General features: G+C 54.6%; 17 protein-coding genes. 11 read left to right on the forward strand and 6 right to left on the reverse strand.

Annotated elements, in window-relative coordinates; all coding sequences use genetic code 11:
• Window positions 1-18: 18 nt before the first annotated feature.
• Both FAES_RS22955 and FAES_RS22960 read right to left on the reverse strand, forming a co-directional pair.
• A complete protein-coding gene (locus tag FAES_RS22955; RefSeq protein WP_041258311.1) occupies window positions 19-381 on the reverse strand; it encodes a hypothetical protein in 363 nt (120 codons plus the stop codon).
• Between the two features lie 20 nt (window positions 382-401).
• Window positions 402-1,376, reverse strand: coding sequence for a polyprenyl synthetase family protein (locus tag FAES_RS22960; protein ID WP_015333582.1), 975 nt, complete (start codon window positions 1,374-1,376; stop codon window positions 402-404).
• A gap of 219 nt (window positions 1,377-1,595) precedes the next feature.
• On the opposite strand from FAES_RS22960, the gene FAES_RS22965 reads away from it, so the two are divergent.
• A complete protein-coding gene (locus tag FAES_RS22965) occupies window positions 1,596-2,567 on the forward strand; it encodes a patatin-like phospholipase family protein (RefSeq protein ID WP_015333583.1) in 972 nt (323 codons plus the stop codon).
• Window positions 2,568-2,619: 52 nt separating this feature from the next.
• Here FAES_RS22965 and FAES_RS22970 read toward each other — a convergent pair whose 3' ends face one another.
• Window positions 2,620-6,012, reverse strand: a complete 3,393-nt coding sequence (locus tag FAES_RS22970) for a TonB-dependent receptor (protein WP_041258312.1) — start codon at window positions 6,010-6,012, stop codon at window positions 2,620-2,622.
• 266 nt (window positions 6,013-6,278) lie between these two features.
• Between FAES_RS22970 and selD the strand changes: the two genes are divergently transcribed.
• Both selD and FAES_RS22980 read left to right on the forward strand, forming a co-directional pair.
• Window positions 6,279-7,334: a selenide, water dikinase SelD gene (gene selD / locus FAES_RS22975; RefSeq protein ID WP_015333585.1), complete on the forward strand. Its 1,056-nt coding sequence runs from the start codon at window positions 6,279-6,281 to the stop codon at window positions 7,332-7,334.
• Window positions 7,335-7,446: 112 nt separating this feature from the next.
• Window positions 7,447-8,229, forward strand: coding sequence for an alpha/beta fold hydrolase (locus FAES_RS22980; RefSeq protein WP_015333586.1), 783 nt, complete (start codon window positions 7,447-7,449; stop codon window positions 8,227-8,229).
• Window positions 8,230-8,308: 79 nt separating this feature from the next.
• On the opposite strand, the gene FAES_RS22985 is transcribed toward FAES_RS22980, so the two are convergent.
• The gene (locus FAES_RS22985) at window positions 8,309-9,088 is read right to left on the reverse strand and encodes an SDR family NAD(P)-dependent oxidoreductase (RefSeq protein WP_015333587.1); all 780 of its coding nucleotides are present in this window, start codon (window positions 9,086-9,088) and stop codon (window positions 8,309-8,311) included.
• 242 nt (window positions 9,089-9,330) lie between these two features.
• On the opposite strand from FAES_RS22985, the gene FAES_RS22990 reads away from it, so the two are divergent.
• From FAES_RS22990 to FAES_RS23025, 8 genes are all read left to right on the forward strand, one after another.
• Window positions 9,331-11,010 (forward strand): sodium:solute symporter family protein, encoded by a 1,680-nt coding sequence (locus FAES_RS22990; RefSeq protein WP_015333589.1) that lies wholly within the window; start codon window positions 9,331-9,333, stop codon window positions 11,008-11,010.
• Between the two features lie 42 nt (window positions 11,011-11,052).
• Window positions 11,053-11,982 carry a tryptophan 2,3-dioxygenase family protein gene (locus FAES_RS22995; RefSeq protein WP_015333590.1) on the forward strand — a complete coding sequence of 310 codons (930 nt, stop codon included), beginning with the start codon at window positions 11,053-11,055 and terminating at the stop codon, window positions 11,980-11,982.
• 85 nt (window positions 11,983-12,067) lie between these two features.
• Entirely contained in the window at window positions 12,068-12,289 is a 222-nt protein-coding gene (locus FAES_RS23000) for a hypothetical protein (protein ID WP_015333591.1), read from the forward strand.
• On the forward strand, window positions 12,283-12,672 hold the full coding sequence (locus FAES_RS23005) for a type II toxin-antitoxin system VapC family toxin (RefSeq protein WP_015333592.1): 390 nt from the start codon (window positions 12,283-12,285) through the stop codon (window positions 12,670-12,672). Before FAES_RS23000 ends, FAES_RS23005 begins: the two co-directional genes overlap by 7 nt.
• Before the next feature lie 90 nt (window positions 12,673-12,762).
• A complete protein-coding gene (locus tag FAES_RS23010; protein ID WP_015333593.1) occupies window positions 12,763-13,473 on the forward strand; it encodes a hypothetical protein in 711 nt (236 codons plus the stop codon).
• A gap of 252 nt (window positions 13,474-13,725) precedes the next feature.
• A complete protein-coding gene (gene topA / locus FAES_RS23015; protein WP_015333594.1) occupies window positions 13,726-16,311 on the forward strand; it encodes a type I DNA topoisomerase in 2,586 nt (861 codons plus the stop codon).
• 123 nt (window positions 16,312-16,434) lie between these two features.
• Window positions 16,435-17,136 carry an SIR2 family NAD-dependent protein deacylase gene (locus FAES_RS23020; RefSeq protein ID WP_015333595.1) on the forward strand — a complete coding sequence of 234 codons (702 nt, stop codon included), beginning with the start codon at window positions 16,435-16,437 and terminating at the stop codon, window positions 17,134-17,136.
• Between the two features lie 77 nt (window positions 17,137-17,213).
• Window positions 17,214-17,924 (forward strand): endonuclease III domain-containing protein, encoded by a 711-nt coding sequence (locus FAES_RS23025; protein ID WP_015333596.1) that lies wholly within the window; start codon window positions 17,214-17,216, stop codon window positions 17,922-17,924.
• A 41-nt stretch (window positions 17,925-17,965) separates the two neighbouring features.
• Here FAES_RS23025 and FAES_RS23030 read toward each other — a convergent pair whose 3' ends face one another.
• Together FAES_RS23030 and FAES_RS23035 are read right to left on the reverse strand one after the other, a co-directional pair.
• A complete protein-coding gene (locus FAES_RS23030; RefSeq protein WP_015333597.1) occupies window positions 17,966-18,673 on the reverse strand; it encodes a helix-hairpin-helix domain-containing protein in 708 nt (235 codons plus the stop codon).
• Between the two features lie 24 nt (window positions 18,674-18,697).
• Complete coding sequence (locus FAES_RS23035; protein ID WP_015333598.1) at window positions 18,698-19,186, reverse strand: helix-hairpin-helix domain-containing protein; 489 nt, start codon at window positions 19,184-19,186, stop codon at window positions 18,698-18,700.
• Window positions 19,187-19,213: the final 27 nt, after the last annotated feature.

Raw genomic sequence — 19,213 nt, forward strand, 5'->3', positions numbered from 1 at the left:
TGAAATAAGTAGGCGTTTCTACGAATCGCGCCGCAATTTACGCGCAAGGGCGTAGATTTCAAAGCTCGTATAAACTAAATACAGTACAAGAAAGGTAATTACGAAAGTCTGGCGATCGGGTACACCATAATAGAGCAGTACGCCCATAAACAACAAGCTCAAAACGAGCTTAGCCGTGATGAACGTCATGTAGAATGAGGTGAATTGCGCTGATTTCGGGTCTTTTACAAAAGACATGAGTCGGTGCAGCAGCGCCGATATAGCCACATAAAAGAGCAGCAGATACGTCCAGTAGGGATGTACCCAGGCTGCGTTAAAATATTGTTTGGCTACAAAAAATACAATTCCAAGAAGAGCCGTAAGAAAGAGAGAGTATCGCATAGTTTTGTAGAGAAGAGTCTCTACTTGCTTCGCTCGATGGTGTACTGAATCAGGCCGTCGAGCGAATCGCGGTAAGTCGAGGGCGGCAACGTGTGCAACAACTCCTGTGCCTGCCGGACATAGTCTTCCATGGCCCGCGTGGCGTAGTCGAGCCCACCCGACTGCTTCACGAAAGTGATTACCTCGTTGACCCGTTTGGGCTCGTCGCTGTGGTTTTTAATGGTATTGATGATGCGCCGTTTCTCGCCCGACCCGGCCTGACTCAACGCATAGATGAGCGGCAATGTCATTTTCTTTTCTTTGATATCGATCCCCAGCGGCTTGCCTACTTCGGCGGTACCGTAGTCGAAGAGGTCATCTTTAATCTGGAAGGCGATGCCCACTTTTTCGCCAAAAAGCCGGGCCGTTCCCAGCACCTCGGCCGAGGCATTGGCAGAACGGGCGCCCATCGCGCAACAGGCCGAGATCAGCGACGCCGTCTTCTGCCGGATAATCTCGTAATAGACCGCCTCGGTGATGTCGAGGCGGCGGGCTTTCTCGATCTGCAACAGTTCACCTTCCGACAGGTCGCGGACAGCTTTTGAGGCGATACCCAACAACTCGAAGTCATGGTTGTCGACCGACAGCAGCAAACCCCTCGACAGTAAATAATCGCCGACGAGGACCGCAATTTTGTTTTTCCAAAGGGCGTTTACCGAGAAGAAACCACGTCGGTAGTTGGAGTCGTCGACCACATCATCGTGCACAAGCGAAGCCGTATGCAGCAGTTCGATCAGGGCGGCGCCCCGGTAGGTCGAATCGTTGATCTGCCCGCACACGCCCGCCGTCAGGAAGACAAACATGGGGCGGAGTTGTTTGCCTTTCCGCCGCACGATGTACGTCATGATCTGATCGAGCAGCATCACATCGCTTTTCATCAGGTCTTTGAATGTTTGCTCGAAACGGTCCATTTCGGCAGCAATGGGAGCCTGTATGTCAGCAATAGAAAGAGCCATTCGGGTACGTTATGTAGAGACGTTATCGGTGGCGTCTCCTGATGCATCAGCCAATTCAAACGCGGCAAAAGTAGCCATGAAATGATGAACTGTACGTAAAAATTGCAATCTTGAACAGGTTTGCGATTGGGCATTTTGTGATTTTGGGTTGTGCCACAAAATGATCATCTGGGTACGTCCTGCGCCAGCCCAACCCGTTACGCATTACTGTCAAAACCAATGCTCGACCAACCGACCATTCCCGCCGCCGAAGTCCATTCCTCTCCCCTACCCACTTCCTGCGGCCGAACCCTGGTACTGGGGGGCGGCTCACTGAAAGGTGCCTTTCAATGCGGCGCCATCCTGGCCGTTCTGGAAAGAGGGTTCAAACCCGAGTCGATCTATGGCATCTCGGTGGGTAGCCTGAACGCCACGTTCCTTACCCACGAAGCCAACCGGCAATTTGCTAAAACAGGGCAGATCGACTGGCCAAAAGCCGGTCGGGCGCTAATGGAGTTCTGGGTACGTAACATCACCAAGCCCGATGATGTTGCCGTGATCCGGTCGCGCTTTCTGACAGGCTACAACACGTTGATGAGCCGGTTCGATGGCTATCTGGATAATACGCCCCTCCAGAACCTAATTCGGCGCCATATCGACGTAGCGGTGTTACGGCAGGGACCGATCAAATTAAAGGTAGGCGCGGTGAACATTATCGAAGGCGATATGGTCTACGTAGATCCCAGCGATGAGCATTTTCTGGAGTATGTGTTCGCCAGCAGTTCGCTGCCGTTTCTGATGCCGGCCGTGCAGATTGGCGGCGACCACCGCAAGGCGTTTCTCGATGGTGGCCTGCGCGAAGTAGCGCCCGTGCGTGAGGCGATCGACGACGGTGCCACCGAGATCATGTGCATCGCCTGCCACGCCAAGCGGGTGTTCAATGAGGCCTTCAACTACCGCAGTTTGCTCAACCTGATGGAGCGGGTGAAAGACATCACGGTCAATCAAATCGTGAACAACGACATTGCCTGGGCCGAGCGCTTTGTGGAGCGGGAAAAGCTGCGGGGTCATGCGTTCAGCCTCACCGTCATCCGCCCGACGGTACCCTTAACGCTGAACCTTCAGAAATTCGACTCCAACGACATCAGTAAGCTCATCGTGCAGGGCTACGAAGCCGCTACAGCGGTGCTTCAGCAACCTGCTAAGGCATAAAAAAATCCCCGACCAGTTGGCCGGGGATTTTCGCAGGTACGTTGGTTACATCTTAGTTGAAGATGTAACGCACACCAAATTGCGCCTGCCAAACGGCGTTCAGCGACGAGTTCGGCGTAAATGAATCACGCAGTAAGATAGTTCTCTGCGCATTTCCCTCGGTGATCGACTGAGTTGCCAAGCGATACGATAGTGTACCGTTTGAGTTCACAGTAGCGGCAAGCGGGTTGAACGTTGTTGTTACGTTGCCCACACCCCATTTGTCGTTGAACAGGTTGCCAACATTCAGGATATCTGCACGCAATTGAATCGTGTTCCTCTTGTTTTTCTGACCCACGGCAACATAGAACTCCTGAATAAATGTGAAGTCAACGCGGGTCAACCAAGGGAACGCACCACCATTGCGCTCAGCGTATTGCCCCCGGCGCGTCTTCAAGTAGTCGTTGCCATCGATGTATGCATCAAAAGCTGCTTGCTGCTGTGCAGGCGAGTATGTAACCGATGAGGCTGGCGTAGTGCCTACTCCTGGCGTGGTAACTACCAGCGGCAGGAATGTCAGATCCGATGCCCGGTTGGGGACAAAGATCAGATCTTGGTTAGTCTGACCATCCCCGTTTACGTCCTGCGCATAGGTGTACGAGATTTTCGAACCACTGTTCGATACCAGACCCAGCGAGAACGTTGACGAACCACCTATTTTGCCACCATAGTTCAGGCGGTAGTTTAGGAAGCCGACAATCCGGTGACGCAGATCATTGTCTGAATACGTCAGCGGCAAGTAGTTCTGTCCCACGACCGTAGGTACGTTAGCCTGCACCGTGCTGCCAACAAAGGCAATGTCGCGTGCTTCACCATAGGTGTAAGAAATAAATCCTCCAAAGCCACGCGAGGCTGGCTTTTCCAACTTAATTGTTGCGATGTACGAGTCTCCTTGGTTCGTATTTTTCAATACAAAGGCATTGCTGATCGTCGGATTGATGAAACGAGCATTGGTAGCTGCTGAACCTGATAAACCCGAGGCAGGAAAACGTGGGCGATTGTCGGGACCTGTCAGTGTACTGGTCGGAGCAGCCAGGTTGGCGTCGATATACCGCAGACCATTCAACGTTTTGTTGTAGATAAACTCAACCGTACCAATCAAGCCCAGGGGCAAACGCTGATCGACAGCGATGTTTGTTTTCCAGATCTGCGGGTATTTGAGTTCTTGATCTGAAGCGTTAATGGTATAACCTGTTAGCTTAGAGGGATCTTGCCGATCAGGCAAAATACCAGCAGGTAGCTTGCTAGGATCAGTCACGAAAGGAACCCGTTGATCAATCAAGTTAAAGACAGCTGTATTGATACCATTGTTACCTAACTGGTTAGAGATCAATACCTCTGGAATACGCGATACAAAGAAGCCAGAACCACCACGAATTTGCGTTGTCTTATCGCCTTTTACATCCCAGTTAAATCCAATACGAGGCGAAATGAGCAGGCGTGGCTTGGGGAACGAGCCTGTCGTGATTTTGTACGGATTTCCATTTTCATCACGGAATGTGAGCTCCGTTACCTTTTGGTTATTAAACGAAGCGGCATTTGAATCATCATAAGCAAATACGTCACCTCGTAATCCGAGCGTCAGTTTAAAATTCGGCGTTACCTGAAATTCATCCTGGATGTAGGCACTATACAGATCACGATCCAGGCGTTGCAGTGGCTCAGCCCCTCCATCGACCAACGAATAACGCAGGTTGTAACGTGGAACTATTACAGGTGACGTTGTGCTGTTTGGGTTCGTGATTGATGCCAACGCAGCTGTTTGGAAGTCAGCAATTGAGTTGTAGACATATACACCATTTGATGCCGGGAAGAATACGTTGTTCGACGTGAAATGTTCGTAAACCAGACCAGCCGTCAGGGTGTGTTTGCCGGCATAGTAGCTGAAATTATCCGTGATGTTAAATGTCGAATAATTCAGTTTATTGTTAGGCGTAAACGGATCAAACCCGATTGAGGTTAACGTACTGCCGCCAACGCCATTCAGAATATCGATCGTTGGGAACAAGCCCGTCTTGTATGTTCTGTCTTCAATCTGCTTGTTATAGGTAACAATCAGGTCGTTGGACATCTTATTGCTGAATGTTGACGTCAATTCCGCCGCGATAGAACGTGTGTTATCGGCAATGATATAGCCAGAGCTTTCAGGCGATAAAGCGTCACGTAGGTTAGTCCGGTTGCCATTACCAGCTGTGTTACTGCTGCTACTGTTGCTGATAATTTGATCCGACTGCGAATCGTGGTGAGAATATCGTACTGACAGTTTGTGGTTGTCGTTGATGTTATAATCGATACGTGCCAACCCTTTCAAACTCTTAACCTGGTTGTTGAAACCGTCGAACGGCCCCAATGTCCGGTTGAAGTTGGTCTGCATAAACTGCGTCAGATCATTAGCTTGTTCCAGTGTCAGACGAGAAACGTTGCTACCAGGCGTTCCTCTGTTGAGCGAGAATGTCAACGCAGGTGTGCTGCTAGTGAATTGCTCACCATTGACGAAGAAAAACAGTTTGTTTTTAATGATCGGACCACCCAACCGGAAACCATACGTTGTTTCGCTCAAATTAGGAGCCGGTGTGATCGTTACCCCATCTACCGTTTTGCCGACAATCTTATCTGACCGGAATAGCGTATAAGCAGACCCCGAAAATTCGTTCGTACCTGAACGTGTTACAGCGTTGATACCGGCCCCAGTGAAGCCTGATTGCCGAACGTCATAAGGAGCTACGTTAACCTGTACTTGATCCAAGGCGTCGAGCGATACGGCGGTTGTACCCGTACGACCACCAGCCTGTGCTGAGCTACCTAGACCAAAGCCGTTGTTAAATACGGCACCATCAATAGTGATGTTGTTAAAACGACTATCCTGACCAGCAAATGACTGTCCATTACCATACGGGTTATATTTGGTAATGTCGTTGATCGTCCGTCCAATAGTAGGAGTCGTGTTGATCGTTTCACGGCCAAATGAAGAAGCCGCCCCTGTACGGTCTGAGCTAAAGATGTCAGAGCGGTTGGTGGTAATGACTATTTCATTTAAACTAGTGCTTACATCTGATAGTCGGAAATTAGCATCAGTTGCCGTTCCAAGGTTTACTGCGATATCCGACAGTTTCTGTTCCTGATAACCTACGAACGTAGCCGTAATGGTGTACGGTCCGCCAACACGCACAGTTGGTAGCGTATAACGGCCTGAGGCATTTGTTGTGATGCCGTAGCGCGTTCCTGAAGGTTCATGAACCGCAACGACAGTTGCGCCCGGAAGACCCTCTCCCTTTGCATCGGTAACGATACCGTTGATGGCACCGCTTGTCACCTGCGCTAGGGCTTCACTGCCGAAACCCACAGACAACAACATACTGCCAAGCAGTAGGAAAGCTGCCCGGAAGTGCAGTAGCTTTTTAAACATAGAAGTGTTTGGTTTGATTGTTAATGCAGTCTGGTCCATACAACTGGACACTAGGTTGTTTCCAACACAAATGTCACACAACTTTTCGGGACCGCCAAGTACCGATTCTCCAAAAAGTCATATAAAAGTGTTAGCATACGGCTGTTTTCTTTAAAAATTCCATATTTCTCTTTCAATCAGGCAGGTTGGCCTTTGTTATGTTTTTATTAAGTAGCCAAAACCTTATGTAACCCGCTTTTGCCTAATCAAAATCCGGGCCGCGTTTTATGACGACAACTGACCAAGTAAAATTAACCCAGTATAGCCACGGAGCTGGCTGTGGCTGCAAGATCGCCCCCAAGGTACTCGACCGGATTCTGCACGCTCAAACGGCGGGCCCTGCCTCTGCTAGTCAGGTATTTAGTGCGTTACTGGTGGGCAATGATGCCCGCGATGATGCCGCCGTGATGGACATCGGTAATGGCGACGCCATCATCAGTACGACCGACTTTTTTATGCCTATTGTCGACGATGCGTTCGACTTTGGCCGTATCGCTTCGGCCAATGCCATCAGCGATGTGTATGCCATGGGCGGGCAGCCGATTATGGCCATCGCCATTCTGGGTTGGCCGATCGACAAGCTGACGCCTGAAATAGCCGGGCAAGTGATTGCAGGCAGCCGGGCAATCTGCGCGGAGGCGGGTATTCCGCTGGCAGGTGGGCACAGCATCGATTGCCCTGAACCGGTTTTTGGACTAGCAGTAACGGGCCGGGTGCGAATCGATCAGTTGAAACAGAATAATACTGCCACCGAAGGCTGCCGCCTGTATCTGACCAAACCACTGGGCGTGGGCATTCTGACGACGGCGCAGAAGAAAGGCATTCTTCAACCGGACCATGCCGATCTAGCTCCCCGTCAGATGGCGCAACTCAACTCGTTTGGGGCCGTGCTGGGTACGTTGCCTTACGTGAAAGCGCTGACCGACGTAACGGGATTCGGACTGCTGGGGCACCTGGTCGAGATGGCCGAGGGAAGCGGGCTGAGCGCCACTGTGTCGTTTGACGACGTACCCAGACTGGCCGTTATCGACACGTATCTGGCGCAGAACAGCATTCCGGGCGGTACGCACCGCAACTGGGATAGCTACGGCCACAAAATTGCCGACCTGACCGATCAGCAACGCTTTGTGCTGGCCGACCCGCAAACATCGGGCGGGCTGTTGATTGCCGTTGCCCCCGACAGCACGACCGAATTTGAGCGCGTCGCGGCCGAGAACGGCTTCAGCCTGAAATCCTTTGGCGAGCTGGTAACAAAGCGCGATAAAGTCGTGTATGTGAATTAAACGATGACCGCAAAGGCGCAACGGGTTCGCCAAGAGCGCAACGTATTTTTGCTGATATTAAAAAGCATTGCGCTCTTGGCGAACCCGTTGCGCCTTTGCGGTCAAAACTAGTATGAAGCTTTACTATCGTGAGGTGGGCGACCCATCCGCTACGCCTCTTCTCATCGTCCACGGCATTTTTGGCTCGTCGGACAACTGGCTGACGATCAGCAAAACTATTGCCGAGCAGGGCTACCGCGTGATCCTGCCCGATCAGCGCAACCACGGCCAATCGCCCCGCAGCGACGATTTCTCGTATGCCCACCTGGCCGACGATATCCATGAACTGATTCAGGACCTGAAGTTGGATAAGCCCATTCTGGTGGGGCATTCGATGGGCGGCAAAACCATGATGCAGTACGTCATGCAGTATCCAGGTACGTTCCAGGCGCTGGTCGTCGTGGATATTGCGCCCAAATTCTATCCGGTGCACCACAGCGACATTTTGCGCGGTCTGGCGGCGATTGATCTGGCGACAATCCGCACCCGCAACGATGCCGATGACATATTGAGTGCTTACGAACCGTCGCCAACGGTACGACAGTTTCTGTTGAAGAACTTGTACCGGGAAATGGTCAACGGCACGTCGCAGTTTGCGTGGCGGCTCAACTTGCCCGTTATCAGCCGGGAGATTCACGGCGTGGGCGAAGAACTGACCGGCACACATCCGGTGACCGAACCGACCCTGTTTATCCGTGGCGAACGGTCGCCCTACATTCTCGATAGCGACTGGCCTGCTATCCAGCGTCTTTTCCCCAATGCCCGGCTCGTCAGCATTGCCGACGCGGGCCATTGGGTGCAGGCCGAACAACCCGCCGCCTTCGTCGACGCGCTGATGGGCTTTTTGAATGAATAATGAACGATGTACATGTACAATGGCCCGAACGCCATCAAGTTAGGGAGCCATTGTACATTGTACATCGTTCATTATTCATTCAGATTACCGTCCCGCCGTCGGCGTAGAAGAGGCTGCCGGTGCAGTAAGATGAGGCCGACGACGCCAGGAACAGGGCCATGGGGCTGATCTCGTCGGTAGTGCCCATGCGGGCAATGGGGAGCCGTTTGGTGAAGTGCGCCAGGATTTTTTCGTCCTGCCACAGCGCCTGGCTGAATTTAGTTTTGATCAGGCCGGGGCAAATGGCGTTGACGCGGATGCCATCGGGTCCCCACTCCTTCGCCAGCACTTTCGTGAGCATGTTCATAGCCGCTTTGCTCACGCTGTAGAGGCCCAGGCCGGGGTCGGGCGTATGGCCGGCGATGCTGCTCATCATGATGATGCTACCGCCGCCCCGCGCTTTCATGCTGGGGTAAACCAGTTTGCTCAGTTCAAAAGGAGCCTTCACGTTGGCCTGCATGATTTTGTCGAACGCCCCGCCATCGGCCTCCACCGACGGGCCAAATATGGGGTTCGAGGCGGCGTTATTGACCAGAATATCCACGCCACCGTAGGTTGCCAGCGTTTTGTCGACCAGTTGTTGCAACTGCGCCATGTCGCCCACGTGGGCGGCGATGCCGGTGGCCTCACCCCCATCGGCGTTGATCTCGGCGGCGAGGGCATCGCAGGCGTCCTGCTTGCGGCTGCTCACCACCACTTTGGCACCAAATTTGGCGTACATACGTGCGATGTCTTCGCCAATGCCTTTGCTGGCACCGGTGATGATCGCCACCTTGTCGGTCAGGTCGAAAATGGCCTTTTCAGGTTGGGGGGATGTCATGGATTTGTTCTGGTTTTGTAGACTCGTAGTTTTGACGAAAGATAGTCGTAAAACGTAAAGGGCCTGAAGCAGGAGGCATCAAGTAGAATCGCCGACCCTGCGCCCTATGTACCAAACCCCTACCCTATGCCTCAACCCGCTGACTCGCCGCTTTTTGGCTCCTGGAACCGTGCCTATGCTGTCGTGCTGGGTGCGTTGTTGCTCGAAATGGTGCTGTTTTACGGCTTAATGCGCTGGTTTTCATGAGTGAGTTAGACTGGTGGGTACTGGCCGGTACGTTGGTCGCGCTGGTGGTATATGGGTTGTACCAAAGCTGGGGCAAGCAGAATTTCGACGATTACATGCTGGCTGGGCAATCGCTGCCCTGGTACCACGTCGGGCTGTCGGTGATGGCCACACAGGCGAGCGCCATCACGTTTCTATCAGCGCCAGGCCAAGGGTTTGCTGACGGTATGCGGTTCGTGCAGTTCTACTTCGGGTTGCCGCTGGCGATGATCGTGTTGTCAGTCACGTTTGTGCCCATTTTCCACCGGCTGAAAGTATACACCGCCTACGAATTTCTCGAAAACCGCTTCGACGGTCGGGTACGTTCGCTCACGGCGGGGCTGTTCCTGCTGCAACGCGGGCTGTCGACAGGCCTTTCTATCTACGCCCCGTCGATTATTCTGTCGACGATTCTGGGCTGGAACATCTACTGGACCAACACGATCATGGGCGGACTGGTGTTGCTCTACACCGTCACGGGAGGTACCAAAGCCATCTCACACACGCACCTGACGCAGATGCTCATCGTGACGGTGGCGATGGGGCTGGCGGGCTGGCTCACGGTTAGCCTCCTGCCCGACACGGTAGGCCTCAGTGAAGCCCTGCACGTAGCTGGCAAAGCGGGGCGGATGAACCTCATCGACACCAAATTCGACATTCAGAATCGGTACAACATCTGGTCGGGGCTGATCGGCGGGTTTTTCCTGCAACTATCCTATTTCGGGACGGACCAATCGCAGGTGGGGCGCTACCTGACCGGCGACACCGTAGCGCAAAGCCGTATGGGCCTGCTCATGAACGGGCTGCTGAAAGTGCCGATGCAGTTTCTGATCGTGCTAGTGGGGGTACTCGTCTTCGTCTTTTACCAGTACAACGCCTCGCCTATTTTCTTCAACAAACAGGAGGCCGACGCCCTGCGTAACAGCCCGTTGGCAGGGGCGTTTCAACAGCTCGAAACGCAGCATCAGGCGCTCACCGTTCAGCGGCGCACCGACGTGGAAGCGCTGCACGCGGCCCTGCAAGCCGACAACGATGCGCAAACCGATGAAGCGGGGGCGAAGCTGAAAGCGACGGATAAAGCCATTGCCGATCTACACAGCAAAGTGGGCGACCTGATCAAACAGCACAACCCGGCGGCCGATACCAAAGAGGTCAACTACGTCTTTCTGCGCTTCGTGCTCGACTACCTGCCCCATGGCCTGATTGGCCTGCTCATCGCTGTCATGTTTGTGGCGTCAATGGGGTCGATTGCCTCGGCCTACAGTTCGCTGGCCTCGACCACGGTGGTCGACGTGTATAAACGCATTTGGCCCGTGGGTACGTTGGACGACGTGGCCCTGTCGCGCTGGATTACGGTCGGCTGGGGCGTGTTCTGCATTGTGGTGGCGCAGTTTGCCAACCGGCTGGGCAGCATGATCGAGGCCGTCAATATCCTAGGCTCCTTATTTTACGGCGTCATTCTGGGCGTTTTCTGCGTCGCTTTTTACGTTAAATCGGTAGGCGGACGGGCTACGTTCTGGGCAGCCGTGATCGCCGAGGCCGTGGTGGTGGCGTTCTATTGGTTCGACCTGATCGCGTTTCTCTGGCTCAACGTGCTGGGTTGCCTTCTGGTGGTATTCCTGGCCTGGGCGCTGGCGAAGCTACCCGCCCGCTCCTGATTTTCGTTCGACCAACCTATCAACGGTCTGTTCTGTAAGCGTATGCATACCACGTCATCAACGGATTCAAGCGATAAACTCAAACGGCTGGAGCAGAAATATGCCGCCATGGGGCAGGATATGGCCTCGTACCTCGACGGCCTGCTTCAGGCCGACTACCTGACCTACTGGGACTACGTACACCTCGACACGCTGCTGTCGCTGCAACAGCCCCGCACGGCCTATCCCGACGAACTGATTTTCATCACGTACCACCAGATTACCGAGCTGTATTTCAAACTGATCCTGCACGAGGTCCGGCAGATCATCGACCACCCGGCGCTGACGCCCGATTTTTTCGAGCAGCGGATGGTGCGCGTGAACCGGTACTTCGACATTCTCGAACGGTCGTTTGCGATCATGATCGAAGGGATGGACCGGGAGCAGTTTCTGAAATTTCGCATGGCCCTGCTCCCGTCGAGCGGCTTTCAATCGGTGCAGTTTCGGCAGATCGAGATTTTGTCTACGGATTTCGCGAACCTGCTGGCTCCCAACCACCCGCTTCCACCCAACGCGCCCATCGCCGAGCAATATGACTGGCTGTATTGGAAACAGGGTGCTACCGAGTTGGCTACGAACCAGAAAACGCTAACGCTCCGGCAATTTGAGCAGCAATACGGCGACACGCTGATCCGGCTGGCGCAGAACGCCCAAACCCGCAACTTGTGGCAATGCTACCAGCGCCTTGAGGCAGCCGGCCAACCGCCAGAAAACCTGATCGCCCAACTGCGCGACTACGACGACCGGGTAAACGTGCGCTGGAAACTGGCGCACCTGCGGGCGGCGGTAACGTACCTGCACAAGGAGCCGGAGCAGATCAAAGCCACGGGCGGCACCAACTGGCAAACGTACCTGCCACCCGTTCAACAGCAGCGCCGCTTCTTCCCCCATCTCTGGACCGAAGCTGAGCAGCAACAGTGGGGAAAACGTTGACTGTCAATGCGCAACGGATCGGCCTTATTCTATGTTAAGGTATTCGTAACTTCCAGCAGTTTATCCGCTTATAAACGCCATTCCTATGCAGGCAATTAGTGAAATCATCGACCTTGACGGTCCGGAGCTGCATTATACGCTGCCTGAAGGATTTGAGGCCAAGCGGATACAACTGATTATTCTGCCTGCCGACGGTCCAGAAAATCCTCCTAAAAAAAACCGCATTCAGTCGTTGCGGGGTAGCGTTACGGGGGCCGCCGCCACCAGTCTGGCGGCTCATTTACAGGCAGTTCGTAACGAATGGTAACTCGTTATCTGATTGATAGCTCGGCGATTAGCCAATACCTCGAAGCCCGTATGCCAGAAAGCGGCTTACAATTCATGGACAACGTGTTTGCTATCGAAAGCAACCTGTCTGTGATCACGCAGATCGAGTTACTGACGTGGCAACCGCCTGAAACCGACCTAGCAGAAAAAATTACCATCTACATTGATGATTCGACCGTATTCGAGTTGACACCTGCTGTCGTTGCAGAAACCATTCGGCTACGGCGTAAGTATCGGATCAAGACTCCCGATGCAATTATAGCTGCTACCGCGCTCGTCAACGGTTTTCAATTAATTACCGATAACGAGCGGGACTTCAATAACATAAAAGGGCTGCGCGTAATTAATCCGAACCGACTATGACCTTTCCCTGTCCGGTTCGTCTTAAAAAATCCTAAAGACAGCACCAACCCCACCCGGCCTTCGTTACCAAGCCATCCATCTTTCGTAACCGTGAGCATCCGTTTTCTTCTCGTCGCCTGCTTCTTCCTGCTTGCCAACCTCACCGCCCTGGCCCAGACGCCCCGGTTCATCATTGGAAAAGTACTCGATCAGGAAAACGGGAAGGGCGTCAACAATGCGACGGTGATCAACCCACGTACCCAGGCCATCGGTCGCACCAACACGTTGGGTGCTTTCTATCTGGAAGTGAAACCCGGTGATTCGGTGATCGTAACCAGCCCGAGCCACGGGCGGGCGGGCCTCAAATGGGATGGCGTGACCAAAGAGCCGCAGTTGGCCATGAAACGGCAACTCTCCGACGACGTGGTGAACCTGCCCACCCTGACCGTACGGGGTAAGCGGGAGGCCGAAGTTCGGAAAGAGCTGGAGCAGATTCTGCGGGAACCCGAGGCGCGCAAAAACCTGTCGGTCGACGAGGCGTTCAGTTTGGCGCAGTCGCCCATCACCTTGCTTTATGAACTGTTCAGCAAGCAGGCGCGGGCCAGCCGGAAAGCCGCCGTGATCAGTCAGCAGCACCGCAAACGCATGCTGGCCAACTACCGCGTGGAGTTGATTGCCCAACGCGCCACCGACCTACAGGGCGAGGCGATCGAGCAATTCCGCGATTATTGCAATTTTAACGACGACTTTGTGCTGCAATCCAGCGAGTACGATCTGACGTTTGCGCTCCTGCAACGGTATAAGCAGTATTCGCGGCGCTAACTGGCCGTAGTTCGTTACAAAACAGCCACATAGACCTGCCTTGTTATCAGGCTGAACCGAACGTTCGGCGGCATCTGGTTGTTCTCTTTGTAGACCACTTCCTACCGTTTTACTGCCCATCACTGCTTGCGCCGTTGGCGCGATATGATCGGTTTGCGTCTATATTTGGCCGCAACCTATCCTGTTAGCCTGTATTTACCCGACGTATGAAACGCGAAGTTGTATTCCATATCATCAACTGAAAGACACTTTATGTCGAAGAACCTAGTCATTGTCGAATCGCCCGCAAAGGCAAAAACAATCGAGGGCTATCTGGGCCACGACTTCACCGTCCGGTCGAGTTTTGGCCATATTCGTGACCTGCCCAAAGATGGCCTTGCCGTCGACGTGAAGAACGGCTTTGCCCCTTCTTACCAGATTTCGCCCGACAAAAAGCAGTTGGTGAGCGAATTGAAACGACTGGCCAAAGACGCCGATGAGGTTTGGCTCGCGACGGATGATGACCGCGAAGGCGAAGCCATTTCGTGGCATTTGAAAGAAGCGCTGGGCCTGAAATCCAATACCAAACGGATCGTTTTTCGCGAGATCACGAAAAACGCGATCCAGAAAGCCATCCAGCAACCCCGCACCATCGACCTCGATCTGGTGAACGCCCAACAGGCGCGCCGCGTGCTCGACCGGCTGGTGGGCTACGAGCTCTCGCCGGTGCTGTGGCGTAAGATCAAAGGCGGTAGTACGGGCCTCTCGGCGGGCCGGGTGCAGTCGGTCGCGTTGCGTCTCGTGGTTGAACGTGAGCGCGAGATCGACAAGCACAACGCCAAATCAAGCTATAAAGTAACAGCACAGTTTCTGGTTGATGGCGGCAAAATTCTGAACGCCGAACTGCCCAAAAACTTCGCGACGGCAGACGAAGCCCGCAGCTTTTTGGAGCAGTGCATTGGGGCTACCTTCACGATCCGGAATCTGGAGGTGAAGCCCGCCAAAAAGTCGCCGGCGCCCCCGTTTACGACCTCTACCCTGCAACAGGAAGCCTCGCGCAAACTCGGTTATTCGGTAGACCGCACGATGCGGATCGCCCAGAACCTATACGAGGCCGGTAAGATCTCCTACATGCGGACCGATTCTCTGAATCTGTCGGAAGAAGCCGTCGAGAAAGCGACGACCGAGATCCGGGCCGCGTTCGATGAGCGCTACGTTCATCAACGGCATTTCAAGAACAAAAACGAGTCGGCGCAGGAAGCCCACGAAGCCATCAGGCCGACCAATTTCAGCGACCATAGTGCGGGGGCCGATCGCGATCAGAAGCGGCTGTATGAGTTGATCTGGAAACGGGCCATTGCCTCGCAGATGGCCGACGCCCAACTCGAACGCACCACCGTTACGATCAACATCCGTACAACCGGTCGCCCGACCGAGAATTTCCCCAGCGACCTTATCGCGCAGGGCGAAGTGATCAAGTTCGACGGCTTTCTGAAGGTCTACCTTGAATCGAAAGATGATGAGGATGACGAAGATGCCAAGGGGATGTTGCCGCCGCTCACGATTGGGCAGGAACTGGACCTGAGCCAGATGAAAGCGTCGGAGAAGTTTACGCGCCCGCAGCCCCGCTACGCCGAAGCCTCGCTGGTGAAGAAACTAGAAGAAATGGGTATCGGCCGTCCATCGACCTACGCGCCAACCATCTCGACGATTATTAACCGTGGGTACGTTACCAAACAGGATAAACCCGGTCAGGAACGTGCTTTCCGCGAAATCACGCTGGAACGCGACGCCCTGACGGAGAAAGTCGGTAAGGAAACCTATGGTTCCGAGAAGGCTAAACTCTTCCCAACCAACACGGGCATCGTGGTCAACGATTTCCTGGTCGAATACTTCCCCGACATTGTTGATTACAAGTTTACGGCCAACGTTGAGCAGGAATTTGACCTGGTGGCGGGCGGCAAGCTCGAATGGCAGCGGATGCTGGAAGCCTTCTACGGCGATTTCCACAAGAACGTAGAAGAGATACAGGGGTCCAACGTGGCGTCGTTCAAAACCGGCGCGCGCGAACTGGGCATCGATCCCAAATCGGGCAAGAAAGTGTCGGCCCGGCTGGGCAAATACGGAGCCTACGTGCAGATCGGCGAATCGACCGACGAGGAAAAACCGCAATACGCCAATCTCCGCGACGGTCAGTTGATCGAGACTATCTCGATCGAGGATGCGCTGAGCCTGTTTGCGCTACCGCGCGAAGTGGGTTTCTTCGAAGATCAGGCGCTCACCATCGGCATTGGCAAGTTTGGCCCTTACGTGAAACACGACGGCAAATACGTCTCGCTCACGAAGGAAGATGACCCCTACACCATCACGGCGGAGCGCGCCATCGAACTGATTCAGCAGAAGCGGGCCGAGGCCGTCAGCGATACGCTGGGTGAGTTTGAAGGCAAACCCGTCGTTACGGGCAAAGGCCGTTTTGGTCCCTACGTGAAGTTTGAAGACAAGTACATTTCGCTGGGCAAAGGCGAACAGTTGGCGGGCCTGACCCTCGAACGGGCCATCGAACTGATTCAGCAGAAGCGCAACGCCGAGGCCAACAAATACATCAAGGAGTTCCCCGAACGGCCTGAAGTGAAAGTGGTCAACGGGATGTATGGGCCGTATCTGGCCGTGGGTAAACGTAACGTGCGCCTGCCGAAAGACATCGACCCCGCCGAACTGACGCTGGAAAAATGCCTCGAGCTGGCGGGTGAAGACCCCAAGGCCGAACCGGCAGCCAAGAAAGCGGCTCCGGCGAAAAAAGCCGCGGCCAAGCCCGCCGCTAAAGCACCGGCGAAGAAAGCCGTTGCCAAGAAAAAATAAAGGTAACTGTGAGACCGAAGCGCCAGTTTCGGCAGGCCAAATGGGATACAGATCGTGCCCCAAGCCTGCCGAAACTGGCGCTTTTGCTTTACCAATGACCCGTAATCTGCGTATCTTGTTCCTATGAAAACGCGTAAGAAAATCGTCGTTCTGTCGGGGGCGGGTATCAGTGCCGAAAGTGGCATCGCCACCTTCCGCGACTCAAATGGGCTCTGGGAAAACCACCGGATCGAAGACGTAGCCACACCCGAAGCCTGGCGACGTAATCGGGAACTGGTGCTCGATTTCTATAACCAACGCCGCAAACAAGCCCTTACCGTTGAACCCAACGCGGGGCATCAGGCGCTGGTACGGCTGGAAGAGGCCTACGACGTGACCATCATCACGCAGAACGTCGATGGGCTGCACGAGAAGGCGGGTTCGTCGCACGTACTACACCTTCACGGTGAACTGTCGAAGGCACGGAGTTCGGTGGATGAGTCGCTCATTTACGAGATCGACGGCTGGGAAATCAAACTGGGTGATACCTGCGAAAAGGGCTCACAACTTCGCCCGCACATCGTGTGGTTTGGCGAAGCCGTGCCAACGATGGAGGAAGCTGTCGACATTGCCATCACGGCCGATATGTTCATCGTCGTGGGTACGTCGTTGGTCGTCTACCCAGCGGCGGGGCTGGTCGATTTTATCCCCGACACCGTACCCATCTACGTAGTCGACCCGAATTTGCCGGAGGTACGTCGCCGCCCTAACCTGACGCTCATCGGCGAACCCGCCAGCACAGGCCTAACCAAGCTGGCCGATCAGCTTTTGGCAGAGGCACAGTAAGAGTAAATTTGTTGGTACTACGGGTGCCACTCCCTCGTAAAACCCGCCGTTGACGGTGTAACCGAGTTTCATTCGGCATGACTCAACAGGAGAAAACGCTACTGGCGCACGAACGGCTCAACGAGGCGTATGGCATTCAGCCGGTTCGGGGGCGTAAAGACCCGATGCACGAGTTGATCGGGACGATTCTGTCGCACCGGACCACGCACGCCAACGAAGTGACGGCCTACCGCACCATGCGCGAGCGATTTCCGACCTGGGAGGCGGTTCGGGATGCACCGCTGCCCGACCTGATCGACGCTATTCAGACGGCCAATTACCCCGAAATAAAAGCACCTTACATTCAGAACGTGCTACGGGTGCTTATTGCCGAACGGGGCACCGCCAACATTGATTTCCTGCGTGAGTTGTCGACCGAAGAGGCGATGCAGTGGCTCACGAACTTACCCGGTATTGGACCCAAAACGGCGACTTTGCTGCTCCTGTTTGCGTTTCAGAAGCCCGTGCTGCCGGTTGATACCCACGTGCACCGGGTAACGCAACGTATCGGGGCTATTGGCCCAAAAGTCAGCGCGGCCAAAGCGCACGATCTGCTGCTGAGCTACCTGCCTGCCGACGCACCGGTATTGTTCAATTTCCACAAGCATTTTTATTGGCACGGTCAGCGCGTCTGTACCTGGTACAATCCCCGTTGTGAAGCCTGCGTGCTTGCCCCTGACTGCGATTACCTGCAATCGGGTAAAACGATGCTGCTGACCAGCACGCCCTCAAAAAAGCCAAAGGGGTAACAACCCTTGTTGCTACCCCTTTGGTCCGGCTCAGGTACGTCCTAGGCTCGGCTGCCGTACTTTCTTTCGTAAAAAGCCTGCGACTGACTCACCCAATTGTCGCGCTCGATGCGGCCGGGAAAGAACTCGATAATCTCGTTGACCTTGTCGATGTCTTCCTTCGTGAAATTGGCCACCTGCCGGAACGTGTAGATACCGAGGCTATGTAGCTTGCGTTCCAGAAACGGCCCTACACCCACAATGTCTTTCAGGTCATCGGCGTCGGCAGCGGTCGCCCGGCCAATCCGGTCAAAGTTGATTTCGCTCGCGCGGGCGGCAATGCGGTTCAGCACGGCATCTTCGCTATTGCCAGCGGTTGACGGCGGTGCAACGGGAGTGACATTGGCCGTGGGTACGTCGGAAACGGCTACCACCGGCGCAATTTCGACCGGCACATCGAGCACGGGCGCTGCCATAACGGGTACAACGGGAGGCGCCGCGATAGGGTCGACAACCGGCAGGGCTGCTGGCTTGTCGACGGGGGGCGGCGTGGGGCGAACGGGCTGTAGCGGGGCAACGGGTTTACTGGCTTTGCGCCGACGGCAGTCTTCGAGCTCGCTTTCCTTCTGGGCAATGTCGGCCTGAAGGGCATTGATCCGGCCGTTCAGGACAAGTCGGCCCAACAGCCATCCGATAAAAGCAGCCAACGACAGAAGCAGCAGGATTTCGGCAACGGCAACGGGGCGGCTAAACGGGTCTAATCCAAACATGGTATTTTGTGCGGTTAAGGCGGTCTACATTCGTTTCTTACGCTCAAATTCGGCCGATTGGCCTACCCAATCGTCGCGTTCGATGCGGCCGGGGAAAAACTCGATGATGTCGTTGACTTTATCGACATCGTCTTTGGTGAAATTGGCGATCTGCCGGAACGTGTAGATACCGACGGCATGCAGCTTCTTTTCCAGAAACGGCCCCACGCCCACAATATCTTTGAGGTCATCGGCGTCGGCAGCGGAGGCAAGGCCAATGCGCCCAAAATCGAGCTCCCCGGCCCGCGCCCGTACCCGGTTTAGAATTACCGCTTCCTGATCGGCGGGGGCCGCCGGTACGCGCTGGCAGTCGGCCAGTTCACGTTCAGTACTGGCCAAGTCGCCTTCCAGTTGGGCAATCAGGCCTTTGCGGGACACATAACCGATAATAAACCCGAGCGTGCCCGCCACAAACAGCATGATCGCGTGCTGAAGGGTCGCATCGGGGAAACTTAAAGGGTTCATCTCAAACATAGCTGTGCAAAAGTAGAGGTGATGGAT

The sequence above is a fragment of the Fibrella aestuarina BUZ 2 genome (assembly GCF_000331105.1).
GTDB lineage: Bacteria > Bacteroidota > Bacteroidia > Cytophagales > Spirosomataceae > Fibrella > Fibrella aestuarina.

Excerpts from the sequence above, each read along its gene's own strand:
- FAES_RS23025 (WP_015333596.1), top strand. The coding sequence starts at position 17,214 with ATGACTCAACAGGAGAAAACGCTACTGGCGCACGAACGGCTCAACGAG.
- FAES_RS22955 (WP_041258311.1), bottom strand. The coding sequence starts at position 381 with ATGCGATACTCTCTCTTTCTTACGGCTCTTCTTGGAATTGTATTTTTT.
- FAES_RS22995 (WP_015333590.1), top strand. The coding sequence starts at position 11,053 with ATGCATACCACGTCATCAACGGATTCAAGCGATAAACTCAAACGGCTG.
- FAES_RS23005 (WP_015333592.1), top strand. The coding sequence starts at position 12,283 with ATGGTAACTCGTTATCTGATTGATAGCTCGGCGATTAGCCAATACCTC.
- FAES_RS22960 (WP_015333582.1), bottom strand. The coding sequence starts at position 1,376 with ATGGCTCTTTCTATTGCTGACATACAGGCTCCCATTGCTGCCGAAATG.
- FAES_RS22990 (WP_015333589.1), top strand. The coding sequence starts at position 9,331 with ATGAGTGAGTTAGACTGGTGGGTACTGGCCGGTACGTTGGTCGCGCTG.
- FAES_RS23030 (WP_015333597.1), bottom strand. The coding sequence starts at position 18,673 with ATGTTTGGATTAGACCCGTTTAGCCGCCCCGTTGCCGTTGCCGAAATC.
- selD (WP_015333585.1), top strand. The coding sequence starts at position 6,279 with ATGACGACAACTGACCAAGTAAAATTAACCCAGTATAGCCACGGAGCT.
- FAES_RS23000 (WP_015333591.1), top strand. The coding sequence starts at position 12,068 with ATGCAGGCAATTAGTGAAATCATCGACCTTGACGGTCCGGAGCTGCAT.
- topA (WP_015333594.1), top strand. The coding sequence starts at position 13,726 with ATGTCGAAGAACCTAGTCATTGTCGAATCGCCCGCAAAGGCAAAAACA.
- FAES_RS22980 (WP_015333586.1), top strand. The coding sequence starts at position 7,447 with ATGAAGCTTTACTATCGTGAGGTGGGCGACCCATCCGCTACGCCTCTT.
- FAES_RS22985 (WP_015333587.1), bottom strand. The coding sequence starts at position 9,088 with ATGACATCCCCCCAACCTGAAAAGGCCATTTTCGACCTGACCGACAAG.
- FAES_RS23035 (WP_015333598.1), bottom strand. The coding sequence starts at position 19,186 with ATGTTTGAGATGAACCCTTTAAGTTTCCCCGATGCGACCCTTCAGCAC.
- FAES_RS23020 (WP_015333595.1), top strand. The coding sequence starts at position 16,435 with ATGAAAACGCGTAAGAAAATCGTCGTTCTGTCGGGGGCGGGTATCAGT.
- FAES_RS22965 (WP_015333583.1), top strand. The coding sequence starts at position 1,596 with ATGCTCGACCAACCGACCATTCCCGCCGCCGAAGTCCATTCCTCTCCC.
- FAES_RS22970 (WP_041258312.1), bottom strand. The coding sequence starts at position 6,012 with ATGTTTAAAAAGCTACTGCACTTCCGGGCAGCTTTCCTACTGCTTGGC.